21 protein-coding genes are annotated in these 20,892 nt (G+C 28.8%); 3 read left to right on the forward strand and 18 right to left on the reverse strand.

Features of this window, described 5'->3' with window-relative positions; translation table 11 throughout:
- A complete protein-coding gene (locus BTO07_RS00195) occupies window positions 1-627 on the reverse strand; it encodes a hypothetical protein (RefSeq protein WP_232457065.1) in 627 nt (208 codons plus the stop codon).
- A 70-nt stretch (window positions 628-697) separates the two neighbouring features.
- On the opposite strand from BTO07_RS00195, the gene BTO07_RS00200 reads away from it, so the two are divergent.
- Together BTO07_RS00200 and BTO07_RS00205 are read left to right on the forward strand one after the other, a co-directional pair.
- Window positions 698-1,237 carry a Smr/MutS family protein gene (locus BTO07_RS00200; protein ID WP_087519291.1) on the forward strand — a complete coding sequence of 180 codons (540 nt, stop codon included), beginning with the start codon at window positions 698-700 and terminating at the stop codon, window positions 1,235-1,237.
- A gap of 19 nt (window positions 1,238-1,256) precedes the next feature.
- On the forward strand, window positions 1,257-2,387 hold the full coding sequence (locus tag BTO07_RS00205) for a cysteine desulfurase family protein (RefSeq protein WP_087519292.1): 1,131 nt from the start codon (window positions 1,257-1,259) through the stop codon (window positions 2,385-2,387).
- 75 nt (window positions 2,388-2,462) lie between these two features.
- On the opposite strand, the gene BTO07_RS00210 is transcribed toward BTO07_RS00205, so the two are convergent.
- From BTO07_RS00210 to BTO07_RS00260, 11 genes are all read right to left on the reverse strand, one after another.
- Window positions 2,463-2,726, reverse strand: coding sequence for a hypothetical protein (locus BTO07_RS00210; protein WP_157663247.1), 264 nt, complete (start codon window positions 2,724-2,726; stop codon window positions 2,463-2,465).
- A gap of 246 nt (window positions 2,727-2,972) precedes the next feature.
- Window positions 2,973-4,511, reverse strand: a complete 1,539-nt coding sequence (locus BTO07_RS00215; RefSeq protein WP_087519294.1) for a hypothetical protein — start codon at window positions 4,509-4,511, stop codon at window positions 2,973-2,975.
- Between the two features lie 10 nt (window positions 4,512-4,521).
- Window positions 4,522-6,813 (reverse strand): FdhF/YdeP family oxidoreductase, encoded by a 2,292-nt coding sequence (locus tag BTO07_RS00220; protein ID WP_087519295.1) that lies wholly within the window; start codon window positions 6,811-6,813, stop codon window positions 4,522-4,524.
- Window positions 6,806-7,615, reverse strand: coding sequence for a formate dehydrogenase accessory sulfurtransferase FdhD (gene fdhD / locus BTO07_RS00225; protein ID WP_087519296.1), 810 nt, complete (start codon window positions 7,613-7,615; stop codon window positions 6,806-6,808). The genes BTO07_RS00220 and fdhD overlap by 8 nt, the downstream gene beginning before the upstream one ends.
- 212 nt (window positions 7,616-7,827) lie before the next feature.
- Window positions 7,828-9,009: a class I SAM-dependent methyltransferase gene (locus BTO07_RS00230; RefSeq protein ID WP_087519297.1), complete on the reverse strand. Its 1,182-nt coding sequence runs from the start codon at window positions 9,007-9,009 to the stop codon at window positions 7,828-7,830.
- Between the two features lie 7 nt (window positions 9,010-9,016).
- The gene (locus BTO07_RS00235; RefSeq protein ID WP_087519298.1) at window positions 9,017-10,099 is read right to left on the reverse strand and encodes an AI-2E family transporter; all 1,083 of its coding nucleotides are present in this window, start codon (window positions 10,097-10,099) and stop codon (window positions 9,017-9,019) included.
- Window positions 10,099-11,376: a hypothetical protein gene (locus tag BTO07_RS00240; protein WP_087519299.1), complete on the reverse strand. Its 1,278-nt coding sequence runs from the start codon at window positions 11,374-11,376 to the stop codon at window positions 10,099-10,101. The genes BTO07_RS00235 and BTO07_RS00240 overlap by 1 nt, the downstream gene beginning before the upstream one ends.
- Before the next feature lie 52 nt (window positions 11,377-11,428).
- A complete protein-coding gene (locus tag BTO07_RS00245) occupies window positions 11,429-12,088 on the reverse strand; it encodes a pyridoxamine 5'-phosphate oxidase family protein (protein ID WP_087519300.1) in 660 nt (219 codons plus the stop codon).
- A gap of 2 nt (window positions 12,089-12,090) precedes the next feature.
- Window positions 12,091-12,606, reverse strand: coding sequence for a GNAT family N-acetyltransferase (locus BTO07_RS00250; RefSeq protein ID WP_087519301.1), 516 nt, complete (start codon window positions 12,604-12,606; stop codon window positions 12,091-12,093).
- Window positions 12,607-12,608: 2 nt separating this feature from the next.
- Window positions 12,609-12,899, reverse strand: coding sequence for a DUF1272 domain-containing protein (locus BTO07_RS00255; protein WP_087519302.1), 291 nt, complete (start codon window positions 12,897-12,899; stop codon window positions 12,609-12,611).
- A gap of 2 nt (window positions 12,900-12,901) precedes the next feature.
- Window positions 12,902-13,408, reverse strand: a complete 507-nt coding sequence (locus tag BTO07_RS00260; protein WP_087519303.1) for a GNAT family N-acetyltransferase — start codon at window positions 13,406-13,408, stop codon at window positions 12,902-12,904.
- An 82-nt stretch (window positions 13,409-13,490) separates the two neighbouring features.
- Between BTO07_RS00260 and pdxR the strand changes: the two genes are divergently transcribed.
- Complete coding sequence (gene pdxR / locus BTO07_RS00265; RefSeq protein WP_087519304.1) at window positions 13,491-14,972, forward strand: MocR-like pyridoxine biosynthesis transcription factor PdxR; 1,482 nt, start codon at window positions 13,491-13,493, stop codon at window positions 14,970-14,972.
- 147 nt (window positions 14,973-15,119) lie between these two features.
- Here pdxR and BTO07_RS00270 read toward each other — a convergent pair whose 3' ends face one another.
- The 6 genes from BTO07_RS00270 to BTO07_RS00295 are packed head-to-tail and all read right to left on the reverse strand — an operon-like array spanning window position 15,120 to window position 20,886.
- The gene (locus BTO07_RS00270) at window positions 15,120-15,983 is read right to left on the reverse strand and encodes an RluA family pseudouridine synthase (protein ID WP_087519305.1); all 864 of its coding nucleotides are present in this window, start codon (window positions 15,981-15,983) and stop codon (window positions 15,120-15,122) included.
- Window positions 15,983-16,399, reverse strand: coding sequence for a VOC family protein (locus BTO07_RS00275; protein ID WP_087519306.1), 417 nt, complete (start codon window positions 16,397-16,399; stop codon window positions 15,983-15,985). The genes BTO07_RS00270 and BTO07_RS00275 overlap by 1 nt, the downstream gene beginning before the upstream one ends.
- Window positions 16,396-16,833 carry a hypothetical protein gene (locus BTO07_RS00280; RefSeq protein ID WP_198342487.1) on the reverse strand — a complete coding sequence of 146 codons (438 nt, stop codon included), beginning with the start codon at window positions 16,831-16,833 and terminating at the stop codon, window positions 16,396-16,398. Before BTO07_RS00280 ends, BTO07_RS00275 begins: the two co-directional genes overlap by 4 nt.
- A gap of 8 nt (window positions 16,834-16,841) precedes the next feature.
- Window positions 16,842-18,533, reverse strand: coding sequence for a gamma-glutamyltransferase (ggt, locus tag BTO07_RS00285; RefSeq protein WP_087519308.1), 1,692 nt, complete (start codon window positions 18,531-18,533; stop codon window positions 16,842-16,844).
- Complete coding sequence (locus BTO07_RS00290; RefSeq protein ID WP_442956804.1) at window positions 18,530-19,126, reverse strand: ACP phosphodiesterase; 597 nt, start codon at window positions 19,124-19,126, stop codon at window positions 18,530-18,532. The genes ggt and BTO07_RS00290 overlap by 4 nt, the downstream gene beginning before the upstream one ends.
- A gap of 38 nt (window positions 19,127-19,164) precedes the next feature.
- Window positions 19,165-20,886: a hypothetical protein gene (locus BTO07_RS00295; RefSeq protein ID WP_157663248.1), complete on the reverse strand. Its 1,722-nt coding sequence runs from the start codon at window positions 20,884-20,886 to the stop codon at window positions 19,165-19,167.
- Between the last annotated feature and the right edge of the window lie 6 nt (window positions 20,887-20,892).

The following is a 20,892-nucleotide window of genomic DNA, read 5'->3' on the forward strand; positions in this document are numbered from 1 at the left end:
TTAAACGAGTGCTTTTTTTACTTCAGAGAAAATAAAATACATTTCTGCAGCAATTTGTTGGTTCGTTTTTAAATAGGTTTCATCTTGTAATTCTGTGTTATCAGAAGCTTTTGGGTCTACAAAAGGCAAGTGAAATCTATAAATTGCTTCAGGGATAAACGGACAGTTAGTATCTGCATTATTACAAGTTGTAATAGCAATAAAAGGATTTTTATTTTCAACATCATCATACCTCTTAGAAAAACCTAAAATAGATTTAGTTGTTCCGTCGAAAGAAATAATATACTTTGGGTTTTGATGCGAAAAATTTCCTAAATGAAATGTAAAACCTACTTTTTGTAAGGTTTTTACAGTGTTCTTAAAAAAAGCTGTTACTTCTGTTCCTCCAGAAAAACTATTAATATTTAGGTCGAAATAATTAGCTGCAAAAAATCCCCAAACTTGACCTAATTGACTTCTTCTTGAGTTATGAGTACAGATGAAATTTAAATTAACAACTCCTTCTTTTTTGTATTCTTCTATAATTCCTTCAGAGATTTTTAGAAGTAAATTCTTTCTATCGTCACTTAAAGTAATTTTATTATAAGCATTTAAAAAGAAATTTTCACTAGAAATAGCTGAAGTCATAATCATCTTGTTATTTTTGCAGCAAATATACTGTCTTCAAAATTGAAAACAAATAAATATAAGGTTAAGAATGTGTTTAGAAATTGGAAATAAAGTAGCGGTTTTAGATGATGTATTAAAAGGAAAGGTCATCAATATTAATGGTGATGAAATTTCTGTGGAAACAACTGATGGTATGATTTTTAAATTTAACTCATCAGAATTAGTAAAAGTAGATATTGAGCAGCACGAATTATCAAAATATAGTGATATAAATAATTCTCTTTTAAAGGATAAAATTTCTCAAAATCCTCCAAAGAAGAGTTTGTTTAAAAAAGAAAAAAAAGAAGTTATTTTAGAAGTAGATTTACATATTAATAAGCTAGTGAAATCCACTAGAAATATGGATAATTATGATATTTTGAATATTCAATTAGATACAGCAAAAAATAAAGTTGAGTTTGCTATTTCTAAAAGAATTTCGAAAATTGTATTTATACATGGAGTAGGAGAAGGAGTTTTAAAATCTGAACTTCAAAGATTATTAAATAAATATCCTATAAAGTATTACGATGCTTCTTATAAAAAATATGGCTTAGGAGCTACAGAAGTTTATGTATTTCAGAATTAATTAATTGTAATTTTACGCTATGAAAACAGTCTATTTAGATAACGCTGCAACCACTCAAATTGATGAAGAAGTAATAGAAGTGATACATTCTTCTATGAAAGAAAACTTTGGAAACCCTTCTTCTATTCATCAATTTGGAAGAAAAGCAAAATCAGCAGTAGAAACTGCTAGAAAAAAAATTGCTAAACACTTTAATGTTACTGCAAGTGAAATTGTTTTTACAGCTGGTGGTACAGAAGCAGATAATTTAATTTTACATAATGCTGTTTTAAACCTAGGTGTAAAAAGAATCGTTACTTCTAAAATTGAACATCATGCTGTTCTTCATACGTGTAATCATATAGAAAAGACACATAATATAATTGTTGATTATGTTAATGTTGATGAATTTGGTACTATTAATACTGATCATTTAGAAGAATTACTTTCTGGTTCAGATACCAAAACATTGGTAAGTTTAATGCTTATAAATAATGAAATTGGTAATTTTTTAGATGTTGAAAAAGTTTCTACAATCTGTAAGAAAAATAATGCGCTTTTTCATTCAGATACTGTTCAGGCTATGGGGCATTATCCTGTAGATTTACATGAAACTCCAATAGATTTTGTAGTAGCGAGTGCTCATAAATTTCATGGACCAAAAGGAGTTGGTTTTGCTTATTTTAAAAAAGGGTTCGGCATTTTACCAATGCTTCATGGAGGAGATCAAGAAATGGGAGCAAGATCTAGTACAGAAAATGTTCATTCTATCTTAGGTATGGAAAAAGCATTGAGTATTGCTATTTCTAATTTAGAAAGTGATAAGAATTATATAGAAGATTTAAAAAAGTACTTTATTTCTGAATTGAAAAGTGTTTCAGACGATATTCAATTTAATGGACTTTCTTCAAACTTAAATAAAAGTAGTTATACTATTTTAAATGTACGTTTTCCTTATGCAAATGATATGCTTTTATTTAGTTTAGACATGGCTGGAATTGCTGTTTCTGGAGGAAGTGCATGTCAAAGCGGAAGTAATAAAGGATCACATGTGTTGACAGAAATTTTAAAGACTATTGATGCAGATAAAACCTCTATTAGGTTTTCTTTTTCTAAATACACTACAAAGCAAGAAATTAACTTTGTAATTGATTATTTGAAAAGGCTATAAGAGCAACCTTTTTGATTGCTCTTATAAATACAAAACTGGGGAAATTAAGTTATGTTAAATATACTTTGAGAGTAGTTATCTTCCAGCAAGAGAGCTAAATACTTTTAAAGTATCTCTCTTAACAATTTTAGCACTACTATCTAAAGTAACTTGAATTACGCGTTCTGGATTAGATACCTGAAAGACATAGCTATACTGCCTAAAAGAAGTAATATGATAATTAGGATATTCCTTTTCTACCGTTACTTTATTAGACTCATAATGTTTTAATTCTGTTTTTACAGGTTGGCAACTTGTTAACACCCCTACAAATGCAAAAGCAAATAGTACTTTTTTCATAATAAAATATTTTACAATTAATAAAACACTATTATTCAATAGGTAAACAGGTACTAACTTTGTAGAGGACTTTAGTTTTAGGTATCCTGTTACTATTAAAAAAATAGCAACTAAATAATACTTATAAAGTCAGGGAGCTTTAATAAATGAATAACGCGTTAGGTTGTCTAACATGTTAGAAATTCATTATAAATATAAAAAGAGGGTACATCAACAAGGGGATGTTGATGGTGCAAATATATGAAATTATTTTAATTTTAAAAGAGATATGTTGTATTTTATTCCAAAGTTGATAAAAGGACTACTTAATTCACCTCCTTTGGCTTTAACATAACCTCCAGAAGTTCTTAGATTTAACGTGTTTGATAGCTGATAATCTAAGCCTAAACTGGGTTTAAGTATTAAACCTTGTCCAGTACTTATATTTCCTCCACCTGCAGCACCTCCTAAAAATTGTGTAAAAAATGTTGTTGAATTATTAAAGAAAGAAGCTGTTTTTAAACCTAAACCAACTAAACCTTCTGCGTAAGCTCCTGCATTACCAAAATTTGCAAAAGAAGTTTGTCCTGCAACAAATACATTTTTATTTAAATCTAAATTTACTTGTACTGAAATTTGATGCATATTTTCTGTTGATTCTGTCATTCTTTCAGCTTTGAAGTATATATCTTGTTTCACAATTACGTCAAATCCTTTAAACTTTCCTTGTGTAAAAGATTTGTTATTTGTTTTTACTCCATTTCGTTCTAAATAGTATTTAATCCCAAGTCCAAATGTAGAGGTAGAAAAGTCTTTATTTGGCGTTAACAAGAAACCTTTATTTACAGAAACATAAATATCTTTAAATATTTGTTGCTCTATAGATACATCAGGATATAATAAAAAACCACCTTTTGTATCTACACCACCACCACCTCCAGCACCAATACCGAATTTGGCTAAAATGTTTGTTTTGTTTTTATTCATTGATACATGATATCCTCCACCAAGAATAACATCCATATAACCTGCTCTAATACCGTCGTAAGCACCATCTAGTTTTAAAAATGTAAACCAATTTTTATTGATATATGAAGTAAATTCGAATCCTGCTAGTTTTATCGTTTTTCCTTCTAAAACTTCACCACCTGTTGCTTTGGTTTCACTTAATACTTTTAAATTGTTAAAATGTACCATTAAAGAATTCCTTTTTGGTTTTTGATTCCAACGAGATTCTTTTAAACGATCAATACTTATTTCTCTTTCTGCGGATTTATAATTTGCATATTCAAAATTTAAAGGAATTTCTATACCAAAATTTAGTTGATTTCCTTTGATTATTCCTCCATCAAAAAAGTTAACATAACTCCAACCACTATTTATAGAGAAGTTTTTAAAATTATAACCTAAATTAAAATGAGGCAAAATAAATGCACCACCACCATCAGGAGCACCTGCACCACCACCACCACCAAAGTGAAAACCGGTATCAATATAAAAGTCATTTGAAAAATACTTTTTAATTCCTGCGTTAACACCCAATGTGAAAAACCCTCCTCTTTCTCCAGTTACAGATCCATAAATACCAACACCTGTATAAAATGAGTTATTAAAAAGTAAGTTGTAGTGTATCCCAGTAAATCCCATTGCTCGTTCATTTGGAATATTGGTAATGGGCATATCTATTGAAAGGAAATCTATTTTTGCAAATCCTTTTTGTATGTTTTTTGTAGGAATTTCTTCTGTTTGAGAATGTATAAGTTGATTAGAAATAAAAATGATTAATACAAGTAAAAACTTTTTCATAAGGTAATATTTATCTTTTTTTGATGGTAATAATAACTGTTTTAGAAGCAGGCGTGTTACTGATATCTGCTTTACTTTTTAAAGGGACTAATACATTAGCTTCAGGGAAATAGGTAGCAGTACATTGGCTTGGAATATTATAAGGAACTACTAAAAAACCTTTTGCTTTTCTTTCTTCATTTTTAAAATGACTTGTTAAATCGACTAAATCTAATTTTTTTAAACCTAAAGTTTTCATGTCATCTTCATTCATGAAAATAACTCTTCTTTCATTTAAAACACCTCTATATCGATCATTTAAACCATAAATAGTAGTATTGTATTGATCGTGAGTTCTAATCGTCATCATCATAAATTGATTTTTTTCTAACTCAATTTCTGAAGGTTTATTAACGCTAAAATTTGCTTTACCAGTTTTAGTCGGTGTAAAGTTGTTTTCTCTAGCATTGTTAGGTAAATAAAAACCTCCTTTAATTCTTACACGATTATTATAGTTTTCAAAACCTGGAATTGTTGCTTCAATTTTAGTTCGAATCAAATCGTAATTAGAAATTAATTCAGACCAATTTGTAGTTGAGTTTTTTAACGTTGCATTTGCAACACCGACAACAATAGCTGCTTCACTTATTAATTCTTTTGAACAAGGTTGTAATGTTCCTTTTGATTGATGGATAACTCCCATAGAATTTTCTACAGAAACAAATTGTTCTTTATTTCCTTGAAAATCTTTTTCTGTTCTGCCTAAACATGGCAATATAATAGCACTTTTACCTGTAATTAAATGACTCCTATTTAATTTTGTTGATACTTGTACCGTTAAGTTGCAATTACGTAAAGCTTCCGCAGTAAAAGTAGTATCTGGTGTTGCAGAAATAAAATTCCCACCCATTCCAAAAAATACTTTTGCTTTCTTTTGATGCATCGCTTCAATGGCTTCAACAACATCAAAACCATATTCTCTTGGAGCTTTAAATTTGAATTCTTTTTCTAAACTGTCTAAAAAGGATGCTTTTGGCCTTTCCCAAATTCCCATTGTTCTGTCTCCTTGAACATTTGAGTGTCCACGAACAGGACAAGTTCCTGCTCCTTTTTTTCCAATACTTCCTTTTAGAAGTAAAATGTTTACAAGTTCACGAATGTTATCAACTGCATTTTTATGTTGAGTTAAACCCATTGCCCAACAAATAATAATGTTTTCATTGTTGATAATAAGTTCTGTAGTTTTTTTTATTTCTGATAATTCTAAACCAGTTTGTGGCAATAATTCATTAATAGAATAGGTATCTAAATCTTTTAAAAGTGCTTCTATTCCTGCTGTTTTTTCTTTAATAAATTGATGATTAAAAACGGAATTAGGTTCAGCGTCTTCTTTTTCTTTCATCAACTTTAAGATAATTTTTAGCAAAGCAACATCTCCGTTTATTTTTACTTGAAGAAATAAATCTGTCAATTGTTGTCCAGAACCAATCCATTTTAATGGGTTTTGTGGATCTTTAAAACTCATTAATCCAACTTCTGGTAAAGGATTTATAGTAATTATTTTTCCTCCTTGTTTTTTTGTTTCGCCCAAAGCAGCCAACATTCTTGGATGGTTTGTACCTGGGTTTTGACCAATTACAATTACCAAATCAGCATGATTAAAATCGTCTAAAGTTACAGAGCCTTTACCAATTCCGAGTGTTTGTGATAAAGCGACTCCACTAGATTCATGACACATATTAGAGCAATCAGGTAAATTGTTTGTACCGAATTGACGTACAAATAATTGATATAAAAAAGCAGCTTCATTACTGGTTCTTCCTGAAGTATAAAAAACAGCTTCATCAGGAGAATCTAAAGAATTTAATTCATCAGCAATTAATTTAAAAGCTTTCTCCCAAGAAATTTCTTCGTAATAATCTTTTCCTTCAGGTAAATACATTGGATGCGTAATTCTCCCACTTTTACCAATTTCATAATCAGATAACTTAGATAATTCTTGTACAGAGTTTGTTGCGAAAAATATTGGAGAAACTTTATTTTTAGTAGCTTCTTCAGCAACAGCTTTTGCTCCGTTTTCGCAATATTCAGCTAAAAAAGCTCTTTTTTCATCCGGATCTGGCCATGCACAACCTGGACAATCAAAACCGTCTCTTTGATTCATTTTAGACAATAGTTGAATTCCTTTAGTAACACCAACTTCATTCTTAATATGAGTTAAAGCAGAAACAATTGCCTTTATACCAACAGAAGTTTTTGGAACTTCAGTTAAACGAATTCCTGTTAATTTTTCTGGTGGTTGTTCATTTGGATTTTTAGACATAATCAACTTCTGTTTTAACAAATGATGGGTTAGAATAAATTGTCATTTTTTGTTCTCTGGTAAATCCGATTAAACAAATACCAAACTCTTTTGCAAAATCTACAGCTAAAGAAGAGCAAGCAGAAACGGCAACAATAATAGGTATTTTTGCAATGAATGCTTTTGATACAATTTCGTAAGAAACACGACCACTCACAATTAAGAATTTTGCTTGTTTTAAATACCCTTTTATCAACAGATCTCCAATAACTTTATCAACAGCATTATGTCTTCCTATATCTTCTCTGATATTTAAAAATTCATGTTTTTTATTAAAAATGGCAGCAGCATGACTTCCACCAGAGTTTTTAAAAGTATGCTGAAAACTATTCATTTTAGCAAGCATTTCTTGTAATAAATCACTATTAATAGAATGATTTTGAGTTAACTTATCTCCATCAACCTTTAAGTCTTTTAGTTCTTTTTTACCACAAATTCCACAAGAAGAAACAGATAATAATGTTCTTTTATTAAGATAACCTTTTCCTAATAAATCTTTTGAAATAGTAACATTAATAATTGTTGAAATTTCATAATCTTCTTTCTCTATATTGAAAATTAAAGTTTCATCACTCTTATAAATATCTTCTGCAAAAAGCAAACCTCTTATTAATTCTTTGTCATTATCAGGAGTTCTCATAACAACTGTATAAGGTTCATTGTTAATGTTAATTTGCAATGCAGCTTCAACAACCAAAACATCTTGAATAGAAGTTTGGGTGTTTTTGTTAATTTTTAGTGCCTGATATGTAATTGTTTGCATTTATGGAAAGTTGTACTTTTAATACAAACTTAATGAAAAAAGTAGTTGGTAAAAAACAAAAGTCTCGAAAGTGAATTCGAGACTTTTTATTTAAGTGTTTTAAGCCCCTAATCTAAAAACACTTAAACTCATTATAAATTTAATAAAAAAAAGCGTTAAATTGAAGAAAAGGGAAGTTTAGTTGTTAACAGAAATAATTTTAGTTGTTAACATTATTTATCTGTTTTTTTACAATAAATAACAGTAAACTCTTTGGAATTGAGTGTTGTAAAGAATAAGTAAGAGTTTCCTCCATCTTTAATTTTTGTCTCTTTTCTAATTTGATCTACCGTTTTCGGGAAATTTCTAATGGTAATATTTGCTTTATTATCTTGTAATAAATTTTTGATTTTCTTCTTATTATATGGAATCACATTTTCAATCTTAAAAACTCGCCCAGGAAAATCAATTATTTTTTCTGAAGTATATAAATGTGAATGTTGATGTAATTTAAATACATTTAATTGCTGTGATACTTGATGAAATCCACCAGATTTTAAAATAGCCGAATTTGGCTCATATAAGTAGGTGAGTGGTTCTGAATACTCTGATATTGCTTCTTCTTTATAATTAAAATCAAATGATTGAATATCATTCTTACCAATATTTACTGTTTTAATTTTGATTGGTTTTTCAAAATCCTTTTCTAATAAAAACAATAGTTCTTTAACCTCATTTTGAATAGCAACAATATGAATTTCTTTTACAAATTTCAACTCATTTATAGTGCTTGTAATATCTAAAATAGGGGAGTTTTTAATCAGAATTTGATTTGTCTTTGAAAATAAAAAATCAATATTTTCTGGAACATTGGGTAAGCAATCATCCAATAAAAAAACCTTTCCTTTAATATCATTTCTTCTTGATGGATCTATATAAATACAATCGAATTTTTTTTTAGAATTCTTAATATATTCAAGTCCGTCACCAGAAAAAGTAGTGATGTTTTTTGCTTTTAATTGTTGATAATTGTGTTTTACAATTGTTGATAAACCTTCGTTAATTTCACAATGTGTTACTTCTTTAAAGTGTTTAGAAAAATAAAAACAATCAACACCAAAACCACCTGTAATATCAATAATCAAATCTCCTTTTACTAAAGTAGATTTATACTCTGCCGTAATTTCTGATGAGGTTTGCTCAATGCTAATTTTTGCCGGATAGTAAATGTTTTTGGTATTAAACCAAGAAGATAGTTTGTTTTCTGATTTTTGTTTTGCAACAATTTGATTCGCTAATTCTTGTACAGAAATATTATCAAAAGGACTTCCTTTTAAAATCAGTTTTGTAATGTTCGATTTTAAATTATCAGTAATAAATTGCTGAACTTCTGGATGTAATATTGCCGGATTCAAAAGAAAATTAAAGGTCTTTGGTTAAAGATTTTACTATTTTATTATTAGACAAAAACTCTTTTAAAATTACTTTCAAAGCAGTATACATTGGCACTGCAGTTATCATACCTACAATTCCAAAAAGTAAGCCACCAATAATAATAATTAAAAATATTTCTAAAGGATGAGACTTTGTTGTTTTAGAAAAAATAAGTGGCTGACTTGCAAAATTATCTACTAACTGCGCAATTAAATACCAAAACATAATCCATAAAGAGGTTGATAATATTTCTGTTTGAAAGTCTAAACCAATATTACTTATCATAGATAGCATAAACATTATAACGGCACCAATCATTGGTCCAACATAAGGAATTAAGTTTAATAAAGCACATAAAAAAGCAATTACAACAGCGTTGTCAATATCAAAAACCAATAAAATTATGGTGTATAAAACAAATAGAATTGTAATTTGAGTTAGCAAACCTATAAAGTATCTTGATAGTAAATCATTAATGGTTTCTAATGATTTTGAGAACCTGCCTTCTGTTCCATTTGGAATAATTGTCATTACTCCTTTTTTGAGTAATTGGCTATCTTTCATAAAAAAGAAAGAGATAAACAATACAGAAAATAAACCAACGCTTAAAGAGCCAACAGCTCCTAAAACTGAGTTTAATAAATTCGGGATTTCTTTAAATTGAGAAACAAAATCTACATTCTTTAATTCACCTAAAACATCAATGCCTTTTGATGAAAAATAAGCGGTAGTTTGATTAAATATTTGTTGAACATTCTCTTGTAGTTTATCTACTTCTAGCAAAGACAAACTCTTACCTTGTTCGGCAACTAAAGGGATAAACATTACAAATAAACCTGTTAAAAGTCCCAGCATTAATACCATTGTAAAAACAACTGCAATTGTATTAGGAAACTTTAATTTTCTTCTTAAAAATAGAATGACAGGCCTTGCAATTAATGATAAAATTCCGGCAATTATGATATAGATAATTACAGATTGAATTGCATATAAAAAATAGCCCAAAAGGAAAATTCCTAAAAGGATTCCTAAAGCTCTTAAAATTCCGTTTGCCAATATTTTTGATGTCATTAATTGTATCCTTTTACAGTTCCCATACTTAAATTTCTGCCGTTAGAAAACTTGTGATTTGTCGGTAATAATGTTCCTGATTCGGTGGTAATCCAATTTTCCCAAGTTGCAGGAGTTCCATTCATTTTCATACTCGGAACAAACATTTTATAACTTTTAGGAATATAATTAGAATCGAAAGTCCAAAGATAAGAATCTCCTGGAGTTGATCCACCAGTTGTGTACTTTACTAAAAGGGCATCTTTATCATCAACTTTTTGAATGCTTCTTAAAATTCCGTTTTCGAATAATTTATGTGGAGCAACTAACCAAAAAGAATCATTGTTAAAAATGTTCCAAGCTTTTTTTACAATTATTGAATCTGCTTTTTCTTGCAATTTTTCATTGAAGAATACAGTACTATATTCTTTATTTCTAGGATGTAAATTTACACGAATTGTATCCCAAGAAACGTCCACAATATGTTTTTCTTTATCCCATTTAAAATGTCTTTTTTCTCCAAAACTCCATTCTATAAAACGTGTGTTTTTATAAGCTTTATGATTGATTGCTTTTAAGATTTTATCAGCTAATTCGTCTGCCTTTTCGTTATAAGCTCTTACATCTCCCATATCTATTTCTAATCCGAATAAAGAAAGCGTGTGTTTTGTAGGTAACTTAATTCCAGATTTTGTGCTTTTTAAATCAGACCAAGTTGCAGAAACTCCACCAATAGGAATAATGCTTGTCCACATTTTAAAAGAAGTTGGTAAATAATTATCATCTAAAATCCATAGATAAGAATCTCCAGGAGTAGAACCGCCAGAAGTATACGTTATTAAAAGAGCATCTTTGTTTTTATGTTTTACAATACTTCTTTCTGTTCCTGAATCGAAGATTTTATAAGGAGCAACTAACCAAAAAGAATCATTATTAAAAAAGTTTTGAGCTTGTTTAATTAATTCTGGATTATTAGAAATTTTTCCATCAATATAAAGTTCAGATTTTTCTGGCTGCTTCGTGTATAAAGTCACTTTGTATTGAGCCCAAGAAATATGAACAATGTTTTCTTGCTTATTCCATGTATAAAAATGCTCGTTTCTAAAACTCCATTTTAAAATTTCTGTTTTATCAAAAGCATCACCATCTAATGCATTTAACATTTTTATAGCCAATGCGTCTGCTTCTTTTCCTTTTTTTCCTTCAGGTAAAGATTCATTATTAGCAAAATAATAAATTCCTCCAGCAACGATTAAAAGCAATAAAAGAATTCCGATAAATTTAAAAAGCTTCTTCATTTTTATAAATTAAAAAATCAGAAGCTAAAATATCATTTTTTAAAAGAAGAAACTATTTGTTAGCTTCATAATAATCTAAAACGTGTTTCGGAATTTCCATATTTTTAGGTTTTCCTTCATCAGAAATCGGGAATTCTGCAACCTGTTTTATAGGAACAACACCTGCCCAAACATCTAAATCATAATCTTCAGGTTCATCAATAACACCAACATCTCTCACTTTTGCAGAAGCAGTTTCAATCGTGAACTCTACAATCAATGTTCTATCTAATTCCTTTTGATGCATTGGTCTAATCGATTCCCATTGATTTGGTACCATTTGATTTACAATCCACTTTAAGATATCCGTTTTATCAGTGTCTTTTTCAACCTTTTTTAAACTTCCAAAAAGTGTAACAGATCTATAATTCACAGAGTGATGTAAACCAGAACGTGCTAAAACCAATCCATCTAAATGCATTACGGTTATTGATGTTTCTCCGCTTTCTAAAATAGAAACTAACATTCTGTTTGCCGTAGAACCATGAATGTAAATTTTATCTTCTCTTCTAGAATACGCCATCGGAATTGTAATCGGTTTTTCGTCATAAATATAACCTACGTAACATATAAAACCAGCATCTAAAATAGTGTTGATTTTTTCTACATCGTAAGTTCCTCTATTGGCGCCTCTTTTAATTCTATTTAATTTTGATTGTTGATATGCTTCCATTTCTACAGTTTTTTTGAAAATACTAAGTTTTCATAATTTGTTTCACCAACAAAAAAGTTGATATCGCCCACTTTCTCGAAACCATATTTTTTATAAAAATGAATTCCTTTGGTGTTTTTATAATAAGCTGTTAACCAAATTGAAGTAAACTTTAAATCAGTTGCTTTTTTTAAAATGATATCTTGTAACTGAGAACCTATTTTTAATGCTATAAAATCATTCAGAATGTATAAACGCTGTAGTTTACAAGAGTTGCTATCTTCTAAATTTGGGTAATTAACATTTAAAGAAATCTTTGCAAAACCGATTGGTAATTCATCAGAAAAAACAATCCAAAACAAATTTTCAGCATCATTTAATTCTTTTCTTATTTGAGAAACGGAATAATAGGTATTGTAGAATTCTAATAAATCATTCTTATTTTCAACGAAATCTCCATGAGATTCTGTGTATGTAATTCTTCCTAATAAAGCGATATGAATTGCATCAGCAACAGTTGCTCTTCTAATTTCTATCATTTTTATCTTTCTTTTGGGTTGATGTTTTTATACTTTTCAGTATTTACTTTTTCGATCACTAAATCTTTAGGTTTAAAAATTCTCTTTGTTGAAGCAGGATGTTTTCCCATAAATTTTGATGGACGAATAGGTCGTTCAACAAAATTACCGGTACAATTCGGACAAACATTCTCGAAAACTTCTAAAGCACATGTTTTGCAATACGTACATTCAAAAGTGCAAATCATTGCTTCTGTAGATGTGTTTGGTAACTCTTTATTACAATGCTCGCAATTTGGCCTAATTTCTAACATAATTATTCTTTTTTGGTATTTAGGATACTCATATTGTAAGTAGACCAATAGTCATTACCAACTTTCATATTTTCTTTAAATAATCCTTCAATTTCAAAACCACAATTTTCATAACACTTTATGGCTTGTTTATTAAAATCATAAACTCCTAAGTCGATACGATGTAAATTTAATTCATCGAAACCTATTTTTACCACAGCATCAATAATTTGTTTGCCAAAACCTTTATTTCTACTTGATGTATCACCAACTAAAATTCTACAAATTCGTGCATTTTTATTTGTAGAATCGATGTCATTTAATTCAGCATGACCAATTACTTTCTGTGTTTCAATATCTATAACTTTATAGATTAGTCTTTTTTCATTGGTAACATATTCATCTAATTGTTGATGTGTCATCGGGAAACTAAATAAAGGCCCGCCAAATTGAATCATTAATTCTTCGGAATCAATCCAATTAATTAATCGATCATAATCTAAAACATTAAATTTTTCTAATTTAATCATCTGTTGTTTTTACTTCGTCAAAATTACTATATTTATGGACTCTTGTAATCGTCCAGATTTAAAATAAATAATAGTCCAGTTTATGTTTCCATATAAAACCATTTTTCAATTAAACAGAAAAAGCAAACAAGCATTGTATTTGCAGTTGTCTAATCAATTTATAGCATTGATTAAAGAACGAAAATTAATGCCAGAAACGAAGTTGCCAGGAAGCAGAACTTTATCAGAATTATTAAGTGTTCATAGAAAAACGGTTGTGGCTTGTTATGAAGAATTATTATTGCAAGGTTGGGTAGAAAGTATTCCTAAAAAAGGAACTTTTATCAATGCAAATTTACCCGAGTTACATCAACAAGGATTTTTACCAAAAACGGAGATTTCACCAATAAATAATATCGGTTTTCAATTTTATAAAGACAAATCTTTAGAAAGAAAACCTATTAAGAAAGAAATTGGATTTATGTCTTTAAATGATGGTGTTTCTGATGCAAGATTAACACCAACAGAAGATTTAGCAAGAACGTATAGAAGAATTTGTAGTAAAAAAGAGATCTATAAAGAGATGTCTTATGGATCACTTTTCGGAAATGAAAAACTACGAATCACATTAGCAGATTATTTGAATAAAACACGTGGATTAAATATTAATAAAAACAATATTTTAATAACGAGAGGAAGTCAAATGGGAATTTATTTGTCTTCAAAATTACTTTTAAATGAAGGTGATATTATTGTAGTCGGACAAACAAACTACGGTTCTGCTGATACTAATTTCTTACAAAGAACAACAAATTTAGTACGTGTTTCTGTTGATGAAAATGGATTATTTACTGATGAAATTGAACAAATCTGTAAGAAAAAACCAATAAAAGCAGTCTATGTAACCTCTCATCATCATCATCCTACAACGGTAACTTTATCTGCAGAAAGAAGAATTCATTTATTGAATTTATCGAAGAAATATAATTTTGCAATTATAGAAGACGATTATGATTACGATTTTAATTACAATCATTCTCCGATTTTGCCTTTAGCGAGTCATGATACAAATGGAAACGTAATTTATATTGGTTCTGTTTGTAAAACAGTTGCTCCCGTTTTTAGAGTTGGTTATGTAGTTGCTCCAAAAGAATTTGTAAACGAAGCGGCAAATCAACGTAGATTTATTGATCGACAAGGAGATGCTTTGTTAGAATTAACATTCGAAGATTTTATAAAATCGGGAGATTTAGACAGACATATTAAGAAAGTGATGAAAGTTTACAAGGCCAGAAGAGATTTGTTTTGTCAACTTTTAAAGGAACATTTTCGAACTTTTTTTTCTTTTGAAACTCCTAAAGGAGGAATGGCGGTTTGGATTACATTAGATAAAAAGTATTCATGGAAAACAGTTGCTGAAGTTGCCCAAAAACATAAATTAGAAATAGGAGAGTGGCAACGCTATGATTTAGCAAAATTAGGTCATAATTCTATCAGAATGGGTTTTGCAACTTATAATGAAGAAGAAATGTACGAGTTGATAAACAGACTGTCTAAAACGATGAATGAAGTTATTCAAATTTAAAATGTTCTCGATACAAAATTTCTGAAAAAGAAATTTCACACGAACTGACATTACGTACAAACAGTTTAATATACATAATGTCACATCGAGTGATTTTGTTTTTTCACAAAATCGTATCGAGATGTTTTTATAATATTTTTATTTGAATTAAAAATCAGGAAAAATCTTTGTAAATTTTTTAGGCAATTCTTTTGAAATAGAAATTTGCTCTTTCGTAAACGGATGTGTAAATTCTAAAGAAGCTGCATGTAAAAACAACCCTTTTCCGTTTAAAATCTTATTTTCTAAAAAGTATTCTTTATCTCCTAAAATAGGATTTCCAATTGCTAATAAATGTTTTCTAAGTTGATGTTTTCGCCCTGTTTTTGGAAGTAGTTTTACTAAGTTTAAAAACTCAAAACGTTCTGAAACAACGGATTTTAATACGTCAAATTCTGTAAGCGCATTTTTGTCATCAACATCAATATTTATAATCCCTTTAAGATTCATTTTTCCAATAGAAATCGCAAAATATGTTTTCTGAATTTCCTTTTCTTCAAATAATTTTCCTAATTCAGTTATAGAATTGCTCGTTTTTCCTATTAGTAAAAGTCCACTTGTTGGGTAATCTAATCGATGAACAGGTTGAGGTTTTACAGCATCAGATTGATTACTTTTTTTAAGGTTTTGAGTTAATCCATTCGCAATGGTTACAAATTTATTTCCGCTAACTAATATTCCTGCGGGTTTATAAATCACTGCTAAATAATCATCTTCAAATAAGACTTCTATATCAAGTTTTAACCTTTCGAAAGTTGATGATTTTTCTGATTGATAAAGCTCAATTTTTTCTCCACCAGAAATAAATTTAGAAGTTGTTGCTAAAAGTCCATCAATAAAAATAAGTTCTTTTTTGATGGCTTTTTTTATGCCAGATTTAGTCGGAATTGTATTAAAAATTCCAACTCCGTATTCTTGAAAACGAATTGGTTTTTCTAGCTTTTCTACAATATGTGTTTCTGTTAATTGCATTACTTGGCAAACAATTGGTTCATATCCTTAAAAGCTTTAAATTCCAACGCATTATTTTCAGGATCATTAAAAAACATTGTTGCTTGTTCTCCTACTTTTCCTTCAAAACGAATGCAAGGTGCTATTTCAAATTTTGTGTTCTTAGCTTTTAATCGATCCGCTAAAGAATGCCAATCTTCCCAAGTTAAAACGACTCCAAAATGCGGAACAGGAACATCGTGTCCATCAACAGGATTAGAAATTCTCTCTGGGTTAAATCCATCTTTCTGATGAATAACTAATTGATGTCCAAAGAAATTAAAATCTACCCAATGTTCAGAACTTCGACCTTCTTCACAGTTTAAGATATCTCTGTAAAAGGTTCTACACTTTTCTAAATTTTGAACTGGAATTGCTAAATGGAATGGTTGTATCATATTGTAACTGTTTTTTCTCTCACTATTTCTGCTACATCATTTATATTTTCTCTTACTTGCCATATAAATTCTATATAAGTATGAACATCAGAATCAAGGAGATTATCTTTTTCTAATATAGAATCGTCTTTTAAATCTATAAAAAGAGCGTAAATATTATGAGTTAATTCATTTCGTTGAATTAAAATATTTCTTAAAACCATTGAGAAATTTTCATTTATTAAATTATTTTTTTCTCCAATAGAAATCAATTTACCCAAAGTAGCTTTTTTAAAATTGTCTTTTATTTTATGCTTTTTAAAATATAAAATTAGTTCAGCCTCAAGTTTTCCTGAAGCTAAAGTTACTTTGCCTAATTCACAGCAAAATCTTTCAGATTCATAAAGTAAGTTATAAAATTTCACGCCTTTGGTAGGTTTTCCTGTGTATTTCATATTAAACATTAAAAACCAATAGCTGTATCATCTCCACGTTTATCTGCTCCTCCTTCTAATTTACCATTTTCTAAAACTAAAATTGCCGATACTTTACCTATAATAGTAGAAGTTGTTTCGTCTATAGTATATCCTTTACTTTTTAAATCAGTTTTTATTGCTGTATTAAAACTATTAGGTTCCATTTTAATAACATCTGGCAACCATTGATGATGAAATCTAGCTACATTTACAGCCTCTTGCATTCCCATTTTGTATTCATGCACATTTAGAATAGTCTGTAAAACTGATGTTATAATTGTGGATCCTCCAGGAGTTCCTACAACCATAAATAGTTTACCATTTTTTTCTACGATTGTTGGTGTCATAGAACTTAACATTCTTTTTTCTGGAACAATTTCATTGGCTTTTGCACCAATTAAACCAAACATATTTGGCACACCAGGTTTGCTAGAAAAATCGTCCATTTCATTATTAAAGAAGAAACCTAATTCAGATGAATATAACTTAGAACCATAAGCGCCATTTAAAGTTGTTGTTACAGAAACTGCGTTTCCAAATTGATCTACAATAGAATAATGAGTGGTTTCGTCACTTTCAATAATTTCTATAGTACCATGAGAAACATCAGAAGATTTTGTGGCTTTTTCAAAAGAAAAATTAGCCATTCTTTCTTTAGAATATTCTTTAGATATTAATCTTTGTTGCGGAATTGTAACAAAATCAGGATCTCCTAAAAAGTAGCTTCTATCTGCGTACGCGCGTCTTTCTGCTTCTGTAATTACTTGAATAGATTTTGTGCTATTATGACCGAATTCATGTAAGTTAAAAGGTTCAATAGCTTTCATAATTTGCGCTAAACAAATTCCTCCACTAGAAGGTGGAGACATCGAAATTACTTTTAAATCGTCATAATTAAAAGTAACAGGAGTTCTCCATTTTGCTTCATATTTAGATAAATCTTCTAAGGTTATAATTCCTCCGTTTTTTTGAATAAATTTCACCAAACGTTTTGCAGTTTCACCATTGTAAAATTCGTCTTTTCCGTTTTGCTGAATTCTAGTTAAAGTTTCTGCTAAAGCAGGATATTTTATCGTGTCATTTTCTTGCCAGCTTTTACTAAAAATAATTGAATCTTTATTCGCTTCTAAAAATAAAGGTTGATAGTTTTTAATTCTTTTTTCTTGCTTTTTGGTAACGATTACTCCACGTTTAGCTAACTCAATTACAGGTTGTAATATTTTTTCAATAGAAAGTGTTCCAAATTTTTTATGTGTTGCAAAAACTCCTGCAATTGTTCCAGGAACACCTACAGCCATTGCGCCAAGTGTGCTTTTTCCTTTAATTACATTTTCTGAGGCATCTAAATACATATTTTTGGTTGCAGCCAAAGGTGCTTTTTCTCTGTAATCTAAAGCGCCAATTTCTCCGTCGTTTTTTCTATAGACCATAAAACCACCACCACCAAGATTTCCTGCAAATGGATATGCAACTGCTAAAGCTAATTCTGTACCAACCATTGCATCAAAAGCATTTCCTCCTTTTTTTAAAATGTCTGCACCAATTTTAGAAGCTTCTTCTCTGGCAGTAACAACCATTGCTTTTTGAGTTACTAAACCAGTTATTTTTTCTTTTTTAGTTGCTGTTTTACAGTTGATCAATAATAAAGAAAGTGCGAATAATAAAATTATTTTTTTCATACAGCAGTTTTAATTTCTATTAATTTTTGATTTGTGTGTGCTATTAAATCTTTAAAAAACAACGTAAAATCTTCTTGAAATTCTTCTTCTAGGTTTTGTAGATCTTCAATAGCTAAATTCATTTGAGATTTACCTTTTGTTCTACTATTCATACCATTCAGAACTTTCGCAATTCCTTCTTTATTTCCATAATTGAAAAGTAAATTATACTCCAACATGTATTTGATGAAGTTTTGAGATTTTATAGGTAATTTTTCAGCTATTTTTCTAAATAAATCATTGATCGTTTCTGTATATACATCCAAAGGAATTGCAGAATAATCTGACCAGTTTTTTGCTAAAAAGTAATCATAAAAAATATCTATAATTACACCATCATAATGTCTGTAACGCTCGTGTAAACGTCTTTTACTTTTTCTAACAACTTCATGAGCATCTGTAAACGTATCTATTTCTCTGTGTAAGAAAATACCTTGCTGAATTTCTTTTGAATATGCCTCATAATTATTACCTCTAATATGATCTGCAATAAAATTACCAATCATAATATTGGTATCGTCTTGGGATAAGTATAAATGTGCTAGGAAGTTCATTTGCTAAATGTAATCAAAAAAGCCAATTACAGTTTATATTATTTGACTGTAAAAATTATTTTCTCATAAATAGGTTTTCCATCGTTTGTAAAACCTTCTAAAATTGTTTCAAAATGACCAGTAACATCAGAAGTAAAAAAAGTAATATTCTTTTCTGTTAAATTAATATTCGGATTCCAAAAAAGTTGTGTTCTATAATCTGGAACCCTCTTTAAATCTGTATTTGTGTAATTTTTTGAATAGTATTTTTTTATTGGTAAAGGTTTAAAAAGAGTTATAGATAATGATTTCTCATTTGAACTTGGAGTATAATCTCCTTTAAAGGTTTTTACAGAAATAACACCTTGATAAATGTTAGCGTTAAACTTGTACTTATTTCTAATAATAGCAATTTGTTTTATTAATTTAGGATTAAAATCCACCAGTTCATTATGATTATTTATAATATAACCGTCAATTAAAACAAGAGGTTTTGTTTGATAATTTGTATGTAAATTATTGTCTCTTACATGAAAAGTATAGTTGTCTCCTTCTTTTGTTAACCACGTATTTTTAATTACCTCTACTGTTGTTTCTTTTATGGTGTTAAAACGTGTATAATCGTCTAATTTGTAGTTTATCAGCGCGTTTTTAAATAAAGACTCCACTTGTTTAGGAGGTAATATAGAATCTTGGTGTAACTCATTATAAGCATTTTCTACTTGTAAGTAAATAGCACGTTCTCTAATACTTTTATTTATTTGTGAATTCGTTTTTATAGCACTGAATTTTAAAGAGCTTAAGTCTAGTGATTTACTTTCTGAAATAATTAATTTATAATCATTTTTATTGCTTTCTAAAATTTGAACAATTGCTTTTTCTGATGCATATTCTTCTGGTAAATTAAAATAAAATGTACCATCCTTTTTAGTGTTTACAATTTTATAAATTCCGTTTTTTTCAATTATAGATAAACCTATTGCTTTGTTCTCTATTGATTGTTCATCATCTAATGCTACAATTTTACCTTGAATGAGTTCTCCTCGCAATTCTGGTAAGAATATTTTATTTTCTGAATTATGATTCTCTAATTTATTATGATTTTCTGATTGAGTAAATTCTAAAGGAGTTGTTTTTTCGGAAGATACATTTGGCATTGTTTTTCGTACAGATATCGAAAAATTACCAGAAGTTCTGTTTATTAAATTCTCATTAAAGTTAAGAGTAACTTGTTCTCTTTTTGAAAAATGGATTTTATTTGTTTCTAAAAACCCATTTTTAGTGGTTAAAGGAAGTATATCCTTTTTTAGAATTGAACTGTTTTTGCTATTTATGGTATCTGTAGCAATTTTTTGAGTAAAAGGATTTATAATATTTATGGATTCTTCATAAAAAGAATTTTTATTTTTCATCCATTCTGTATATGCAATTAGTTTATAGTTGCCAGAAGGTAAATCTGTAGCTATAAAAAAATCACCTTGACCAATACCTTTTTTTAATCTAATTTTTTGTTTTAAAACACGCTCTTTATTAGCGTTTATCAATTCTATGTATGCTATTTGACTAAAGTCACTGAATAAATAAGTACTAGTGTTTAAACAGTATATTTTGTAAATTAAACTTTCGCCAGTTAATAGAAAATTAGAATTGTAATGAACATATATTTTTTCTTGAGGTATTTTCTGATATACAGTATACGCTTCATCAGAAATTTTGATTTGCCCAAAAAAAGGAATGGAACTCATCAAAAAAGCAAAAAAGAGGACTATTTTAAATTTCATAATTCT

The organism is Polaribacter sp. SA4-12, assembly GCF_002163675.1.
Lineage (GTDB): Bacteria > Bacteroidota > Bacteroidia > Flavobacteriales > Flavobacteriaceae > Polaribacter.